Source organism: Dolichospermum sp. LEGE 00240 (assembly GCF_015207875.1).
Classification (GTDB): Bacteria; Cyanobacteriota; Cyanobacteriia; order Cyanobacteriales; family Nostocaceae; genus Dolichospermum; species Dolichospermum gracile.
The window spans coordinates 60,101-68,245 of the sequence record NZ_JADEVZ010000020.1; the positions used below are offsets into that span (position 1 = coordinate 60,101).

At 40.8% G+C, this 8,145-nt stretch carries 6 protein-coding genes, 1 tRNA gene and 1 pseudogene; 3 read left to right on the forward strand and 5 right to left on the reverse strand.

Annotation, left to right across the window (positions count from 1 at the left end):
• The 3 genes from IQ226_RS09130 to pds all read right to left on the reverse strand — a co-directional run bounded on the left by IQ226_RS09130 (position 1) and on the right by pds (position 2,672).
• Positions 1–88 (reverse strand) — tRNA-Ser (locus IQ226_RS09130).
• A 228-nt stretch (positions 89–316) separates the two neighbouring features.
• Entirely contained in the window at positions 317–1,249 is a 933-nt protein-coding gene (crtB, locus tag IQ226_RS09135) for a 15-cis-phytoene synthase CrtB (RefSeq protein WP_193894705.1), read from the reverse strand.
• Complete coding sequence (pds, locus tag IQ226_RS09140; RefSeq protein ID WP_193894707.1) at positions 1,233–2,672, reverse strand: 15-cis-phytoene desaturase; 1,440 nt, start codon at positions 2,670–2,672, stop codon at positions 1,233–1,235. Before pds ends, crtB begins: the two co-directional genes overlap by 17 nt.
• A 600-nt stretch (positions 2,673–3,272) precedes the next feature.
• On the opposite strand from pds, the gene IQ226_RS25895 reads away from it, so the two are divergent.
• The 3 genes from IQ226_RS25895 to IQ226_RS09155 all read left to right on the forward strand — a co-directional run bounded on the left by IQ226_RS25895 (position 3,273) and on the right by IQ226_RS09155 (position 6,743).
• On the forward strand, positions 3,273–4,475 hold the full coding sequence (locus IQ226_RS25895; RefSeq protein WP_370567107.1) for a septal ring lytic transglycosylase RlpA family protein: 1,203 nt from the start codon (positions 3,273–3,275) through the stop codon (positions 4,473–4,475).
• A 146-nt stretch (positions 4,476–4,621) separates the two neighbouring features.
• Positions 4,622–5,707, forward strand: coding sequence for a beta-N-acetylhexosaminidase (nagZ, locus tag IQ226_RS09150; RefSeq protein WP_193894709.1), 1,086 nt, complete (start codon positions 4,622–4,624; stop codon positions 5,705–5,707).
• A gap of 220 nt (positions 5,708–5,927) precedes the next feature.
• A complete protein-coding gene (locus IQ226_RS09155; protein ID WP_193894711.1) occupies positions 5,928–6,743 on the forward strand; it encodes a Uma2 family endonuclease in 816 nt (271 codons plus the stop codon).
• A gap of 54 nt (positions 6,744–6,797) precedes the next feature.
• On the opposite strand, the gene IQ226_RS25900 is transcribed toward IQ226_RS09155, so the two are convergent.
• The gene (locus IQ226_RS25900) at positions 6,798–7,313 is read right to left on the reverse strand and encodes a bluetail domain-containing putative surface protein (RefSeq protein ID WP_370567108.1); all 516 of its coding nucleotides are present in this window, start codon (positions 7,311–7,313) and stop codon (positions 6,798–6,800) included.
• 6 nt (positions 7,314–7,319) lie between these two features.
• Positions 7,320–7,979, reverse strand: a pseudogene (locus IQ226_RS09160) (hypothetical protein); the annotation flags it as partial.
• Positions 7,980–8,145 lie beyond the last annotated feature (166 nt).

An 8,145-nucleotide genomic window follows, 5' to 3' on the forward strand; every position in this document is an offset into this window, starting at 1 on the left:
TGGAGAGGGGGGGATTCGAACCCCCGAAGGGATATAATCCCTTAACAGATTAGCAATCTGCCGCTTTCGACCACTCAGCCACCTCTCCAGTTCATGAGTAATAATCTTAGCAGAAGTTTTTCACCCTGTCAACAGTTATTTTGTAAATAGCTAGGAGTCAGGAGTCAGGAGTCAGAATTAGAGGGAGATTTATTCAGGTTTTCGGTTTATATGGCTAACGCGCCACGCTAGGCTATCAGCAAGCCCTAAATAGATTCAATGACCACTGACCAATGACCACTGACCACTGACCAATGACCACTGACCAATGACCACTCTATAAAACTTGCGATCGCATCCAAGCTGCTGGCAAGGTGCGTAACTTTTTCCATTGGGGAACATAAGCTCGCTGACTGAACACATCATAATCATTGCGCTCAATCACCTCTAAAATCTGCTCATATAGCATAGATGCAGACCAAACAGGCCACCGAGCATCAGCAGCCAGGTAACCAATACCCTTATCTGCTTGGATGTAAAATTTACGGGCGCGGTCAATTTGAAACCGCATAAGTGAACGCCAGCGGTCATCCACTACGCCGCGAATACATTCTTCTTCGGTGTAATTAAATTTGGCCAAATCTTCTAGGGGAAGATAGATTCTGCCTCGACGGGCATCTTCACCAACATCACGGAGAATATTGGTAAGTTGATTAGCAATCCCCAAAGCGATCGCCTCTTCTATAGGCAGATAGGGCTGTTGGTTTTGATACCAAGGGGCTGTATAGATACTATTATCTACCCCCATAATCGTCGTTGACATCAAACCCACAGTTCCCGCTACTCGGTAGCAGTAGAGGTATAAGTCCTCAAAAGTTGCATAGCGACTGCGATACAAGTCCATGCGCTGACCGGCGATCATATCCCGAAAGGGTTGAATATCGAGCGGAAAGCGTTGGAGAGTATCTACTAACGCTACATCATAATTATCCAATGGGCATCCCGCAAAAATGGATTCCAGTTGCTTTTCCCATAGTTCTAGGGTTTCTGGCGTGGTGATAGCAGATGCCGGACCATCCACTAATTCATCTGTACGGCGACACCAGGCATAAATTGCCCAAACAGATTGACGCTTGGCCGGACTCATCAGCATCGTACCTAAATAAAAAGTTTTAGCGTACTTAGCCGTGAGTTCGCGACAAAGGGTGTAGGAATCATCTATAGAAACCAGCGTTTTCATGCGCGGGGGGGAATCAGGCAGTTGCAGCATTCGTGGCGGGCGGTCGTGTTGGCGTTTGCAGGTTAGAGGGATTTGCTACCGTCAGCGCTTGAAATATCGCCTGCGCTGTTAGTTTACCAGAAAGTACAGCCCCTTCCATGCTGGCGAGATAGCGTTGCATTGTATAATCCCCAGTCAAATAAAAGTTAGAAATGGGGGTTTGCTGTGAAGGGCGGTACTGTTGGCGACCTGGAGTAGCTTTGTAAACTGAACGTGGTGTTTTCACCACGTGATATTTCAGTATTTTAGTCGGATTATCTCCCCCAAAGTGTTGGGGAAAAAGTTTTTCTAACTCAGTAATAGTTGCAGCAACGATTTCGGCATCGGATTTAGATATCCAATCTTTGGCTGGTGCTAGAACTAATTCCAACATGGAACGGTCAGGATTGGCATATTCACGGCAAGTATTACTCATATCAGCATAAACGCTGAGGAGTGGAGAACGGGAAAATAGCAGATGATCAATATCTGTTAATTTGCGATCAAACCAGATATGAACATTAATCACCGGTACACCTTCCAAACCCTCCAATTTTTGGAAAAATTCCATAGCTTGCCAAGAACTTGGCAAAATTGGCTTTAAAGGATCAACTGGCAGGGCAGATACATAGGTATCCGCTGTAAATATTTCATCTTCTGCCCCATTTAAGCCCCGCAGCAGGAATCCTTTTACAGTTCCATCCTCGTTGAGTAAAATCTCTTTCAAGGGCGCATTCAGACGCACCTCACCACCGCGTTCAGTGATGTAGTCAATAATTGGCTGACACAATCTTTCTGTGGGTGAACCGTCCAGAAAGGCCATTTTTGAGCCGTTTTTCTCTTGGAGAAAGCGATTCAATGCCGTTAAGAGGACGGTGGCGGAAATTTCGTCTGGATCAATGAAGTTCAAGGCTTTAGACATAGCAATGAATACTTCTTTTTCTACTCTGGGGGGAACGTTTTGTTTTTGTAACCACTCCCGGAAAGAATATTTGTCCATTTCTTCGACATACTTTTGCCCCTGGAGAATAGCAGGTAGTAAACCAATCCCAAAACTGATTTTCTCCGGCCAGGTCAGCATATCGTTGTTTCTGAGAATTGCCACCATACCATTGATTGGCGCTGGCAAATCTGGAAAATCGAATCGGCTGTAAGTCCCCGGCGCTTCAGGCTGATTGAAAATCATTGTGTGTTCTTTCCACTGCAATCGATCTTCAATGTCCAATTCTTTGAATAACTGCAACATATTGGGATAGGCCCCAAAAAAAATGTGCAGTCCTGTTTCGTACCAGTCTCCATCAGCATCTTTCCACGCAGCCACTTTTCCCCCAACTACGTCTCGGCGTTCCAAAACGATGGGTGTGTGACCTAGATCAGTGAGATATTTTGCACAGGAAAGTCCTGCTAGTCCCGCTCCCGCGATTGCTACGCGCATTTAAACCTACTATTCTTCAATATTTCTTAACTGTTTTGTCGTTCTCATTATACGTTGCAATCCTTTACATTTGGCACGGTAGGTCTGATTGCTTCCCAAAAAATTCCCAAAATTTTGCCCTGACTATGTAATTTACCTTCATCTTCGCTCCAGGAGTAAACACAAAATTTTCTTACGTGATCAATATTTAGTGTAGTTTAGGACTCATTTTAAATCAGTGTATATTTTTGCTTAACTGCCCATCATCAATACAAAAAATGGCTGCTTTGCTCAGTGTTTATACGTTAAAAATCTATGTCTAATAGTAAAGTAAATAGCAAATAAAAATTGTATTCATAAGCAAAAATAATCGAAATATTAGTAATACTTCAAAACTAGATTTAAAACTTTTATTTATTTAAATCTCCATTACGGTATATGATGATCCCAGACAGTTTAATCATAATTAAATCTGAAAACGCATAGAAATTATGTAATTCCAAAAAACTTGTTCTTTGTTCAATAAAACTCTTTTTCTATTCAACCTGGGGATTATTTTTCTAGGAATTGTGCATCTATCTGGAGAATAACTAAACTATGATATCAACGGGAATACTATGGGTGAAATCCTTTACAGGAGGTGCTTTGGCGTTGACGGCAAATTTACCACTGGGTTTAATAGCTGCGTTTTCTCCAATCCAACTTCCAGCCAACTTAGTTAAGCCGCAAGCTCAATTTCTGACGATCGCTCAACAACATAAAAATGCTTGGCAAAAAACCTTAATATCAAAAACTGCTTTCACGGTTAACTGGATAAATAGGCAGTTATCATCCTACAGAAATAAGTCTATCGCTGTACCTTCAATCACCTTGAAGGCAAAAGAAACGCAATTTTGTCCCTCTGTGCCAGAAAATATAGCTGCACAACCTCACTTGAAAAATGCTACTAACTTTTTACCAATAGTTACACAAGTTAGTGTTTCCAGGGTAGATTTATCACCTTCTACTGTTGTGCGATCGCTCCAAAGTTTCTTTAATGTCATCCGCAATCCAGTTGATCCAAATGGAAGTTATGATTACTCACCAGTATTGATTGTCAAGCGGAATCCATCCAGTTATGAAGTATGGGTTAATAACAGTTTTGTTGCCAGACTACCTGATCGAATTACAGCCAAAGCATTACAAAATCGCTTGCAGCAATTAACAAAAATACCTGCTGTACAACCTACAGAATTACAACCGGGCTTAGTAGATAAAACTCCTTCCATGATGGTAGGTAATCGGTTACTATTTGCAATAGATCAAAAACTCTCTCAGCAAATTGGTCGCAGCGGTGATATTTTGGCAATGGAATGGACTAATAATTTGCGAATAGCACTCCATGCCAAACCCCTGACATTGGTACAAGGACAAATGGAAATGTATGGATTACAGTCCTCAACCACACAACTTTCTGGTATAGCTTCTTGGTATGGTGGCTATTTTCATGGTCGCTTAACCGCAAATGGTGAGATATATGATCAAGATGATTTTACTGTTGCCCATCGGACTCTACCTTTTAATACCTTCTTAAAAGTCACCAATTTAGAAAACAATAAATCCGTGATTGTCCGCGTTAATGATCGCGGTCCGTATATTTTACCCAGAAGCCTAGATTTATCTCGAACAGCGGCTCGTTGTCTCGATAGTGAACATACGGGAGTCGTAGCTTATAAAGCTGTGGTTTTACAACAAAATGCCCCGCAAATGACGTTGAAACCATCTCAACCAAAAACTGAAAATATGGCTAATGCTAAAAGTGAGTTATTAGTTTCCAATTTTTAGCTTAAACAGTAGAAGCCTCTCACCTCCCTATCGGGTAGGTGAACACAATAAAACCAAACTGTGTAAAGAAACGTAAAATCGTCCAAACCCTCTTCACTCTTGCCTTTTGCCTTGCCATAACGACAATTTTCAACGCCAACCTACTTATGTCAATACCCCAATCATCACAAAGCTTTGGTAATCATTTAATTCTGGGTATTTCCGGGACAAGTTTAAATGATGATGATAAACGGGCATTAAATGAACTAAAACCCATTGGTGTCATCTTTTTTGCCAAAAACTTTCTTGACGGTGTAAAATATCCAGTTTGGTTAGAACAGTTTAAAAACCTCATTGATGAAGTTCGCCAATATACTGAGCGTAACTCCATATTTACCACTTTAGATCATGAAGGTGGGCGGGTTGTACGGACACCTTTACCAATTACCCGCTTTCCTCAAGCTTATTTATTGCAGTCTCATGCTTATGAAGTTGCCAAAGCCACAGCACTAGAATTAAAATCTCTGGGAATTAATCTTTCTTGGTCTCCAGTTGCGGATATTTTCTCTAATTCCCAAAACCCGATTATTGGCGCCCGTGCATTTGGAACTACACCAGAAACCGCCAGTGAAGCAGCGGGAGAATATTACCGAGGATTACGGGAAGCAGGAATTTTAGGTTCTGCTAAACACTTTCCTGGACACGGAGATACCAGCACAGATTCCCATTTGGAATTACCAATCTTAAATTTGAGTTTAGAAGATTTGCGAAATCGGGAATTGATTCCTTTTCAAACATTAATTCAGTCAGAAATTCCATTAATTATGACGGCGCATATTTTGTTTCCGCAAATTGATCCAGAAGTACCAGCAACTTTATCTAAAATCATTTTGAATGATATTTTACGAAAAGAGCTAGGTTTTCAAGGTGTGATAGTTTCTGATGATTTAGATATGAAAGCCGTATCTGAGATGTTTATGCAACCAGGAACGATTGCGCGGGCTTTTCATGCTGGTTGTGATTTATTTATAGTTTCTCGAAATATCAATTCCTCTTCTTTAGAACGAACATATAAAATAGCTGAAGATTTTTCTGCTAGTTTGAATAATGGTAGTTTGGATGTAGGAGTGGTGGAAGCTGCGCGGGAGAGGGTGGAAAAGTTATTACAGGTAACTCCTCAATATCCAGTTTCAACCCTTGACAAGGAGACGCTGGTGAAAAATGCGGAATTGAGTATTCTGATCTCCTTCTAACTCCTAACTCCTGACTCCTAGCCCTCACAGATAACTTTTTCAGCACACCCTATTGATCAGAAAAATACATTAGTGATTTAGTGAAAATCTGTAGTTATGTTAGCATGAGTGTTGCTGTGTCAAAACTATATGATTTCGGCATCCCTTCAACTAATCATCGCTAGAAACAATTCACTGATCCGATGGTACAATAAAAACAAATCAACTAAAGGTAGCGTTTATGGCAACCCTACTCAGTGAAACCAAATCACAGACTGGACTGGTCATCTCTTGGGAAGCCTTACCCGATGATTTTCAGTTAGAGGATGAACCAGTGGAAAATACAGGACAGCCACTTTTAGCGGGGGCTTTGCGGGAAAGTTTAGAAATAAGTGGATTTATTCAACCACAAATGTTAATTGCTGCCAATTTTGGGTTGTGTGCCACATTAAATGAGCAATTTGTGGCTAAAGCACCTGATTGGGTATATGTGCCTTCTGTTAAAGAGATATTAGCAGAACGTAAAAGCTATACACCCAATTTAGAAGGAGATGTACCGGCTGTAGTCATGGAGTTTTTATCAGATAAAGATGGGGGAGAATATTCGGTTAAACGTAGTTATCCGCCAGGAAAATGGTTTTTTTATGAACAAATTTTACAAGTTGCTATTTACATTATTTTTGAGCCAGATGGGGGGTTATTAGAATATTATCAACTGGAAAATGGACGTTATGAATTACAACAACCAGATGAGAATGGTCGTCATTGGATTGAGGCAATGGGACTATTTTTAGGAACATGGCGAGGTGCAAAAGAAGGACGGACTGGCTATTGGTTAAGATGGTGGGATCAAACAGGTAATTTGTTACCTTGGGCTGTGGAACAAATTGAACAGGAACGCCAAAGGGCGGAACAGGAAAGCCAAAGGGCGGAACAGGAAAGCCAAAGGGCGGAACAGGAACGTCAACGGGCTGAACAAGAACGGGAGGAAAAAGAACGGCTAATAGCTTATTTGCGATCGCAGGGAATTGATCCCGATAATTTGCCTATAAATTAGATATTGCGCTATATATATTAAGGGCTGGTGGGCATTGCCCACCCTACGGAATAATCAGACAATCACGAAATTATTGATGTTCAATGTTCCTGTTAATCCTGTGATTTCAATAATGGCATCGGTAGAACTATTAAATCCTGCTGTTGCATCATTAATAGCCACAAAGGTTTTTTGTCCAAAACTGAATTGAGCAGCGAAATTTGACCCAAAAGCTGCGGCTGTTAATTTTGCCCCGATATCTGCGGCATTTAGAGTATTAACTCCTCCCACATCTACAAATCCGGCTCGTGTCGTAGAAACACGGAACAAATCATTACCTGTTGTGGCGTTGAAGTCTGTAATTACATCAAAGTTAGCTAAGAGAGAATCAGTGAGATTTTGGTAAACAAATTTATCACTCCCTAAACCACCAGTTAAAGTATCTTTACCGCCTGCGCCAGTGAGAACATCATTATTTGCACCACCAACGAGGAAATCATTACCACTAGTACCTGTCACAGTCAGACTAGAAGGATTACCAATCTTTCCGTCAGCATTAGCATCTATGCCAAAAACAGTTTCTTTAGCCAAAGCATCAGCCGAATTTAATGCCCATTGTCCCTCAGAAGAAACCCAATTCCAGTTATTATCTAAATGCCAGATGTGGAGATAGTTTCCAGAAACGTTTTTCCAGAGAACTTGATTAACGCCATTGACAGTTTCTGCGGCTAGAGTTTGCCATCCTGAGTAGATATCTTGGTAGATTTGTTGTCCACCGTTTTTAATGGTATTTGGGGTATTTGTTCCGATTTGGGTAAAGTATTTATTGGCTGCATCTTTGATGAATTTGGTATTACCTGCTAATTCAATTGGGGTGTAACCAATAACACCATCACTATTAGCATCTATGCCAAAATTAGTTTCTTGAGTTAAAGCATCAACTGAATTTAATGCCCATTGTCCCTCAGAAGAAACCCAATTCCAATTACTATCTAAATGCCAGATATGCAGGTAGTTTCCAGAAACGTTTTTCCAAAGGATTTGGTTATCGCTATTGACGGTTTCTGCGGCTAGAGTTTGCCATCCTGTGTAGATATCTTGGTAGATTTGTTGTCCACCGTTTTTGATGGCGGTTGGAGTATTTGTGCTGATTTGGGTAAAGTATTTGTTGGTGGTATCTTTGACTAATTTGGTGTTTCCTGCTGACTCAATTGCGGTGTAAGGATTGCCAATTAAACCATCACCATTAGCATCTATGCCAAAGTTAGTTTCTTGTGTTAAAGCTTCCGCTGAATTTACAGCAGTTTGAGATCAAACGCGGTACAAAGATGGTAAACTTTAAAGATGTAAAAAAAAGAAAATAATTGAGATATATGGCAGCAGCATATTCGACTGATATAAGACAAAAAATATTAAGTGCTTG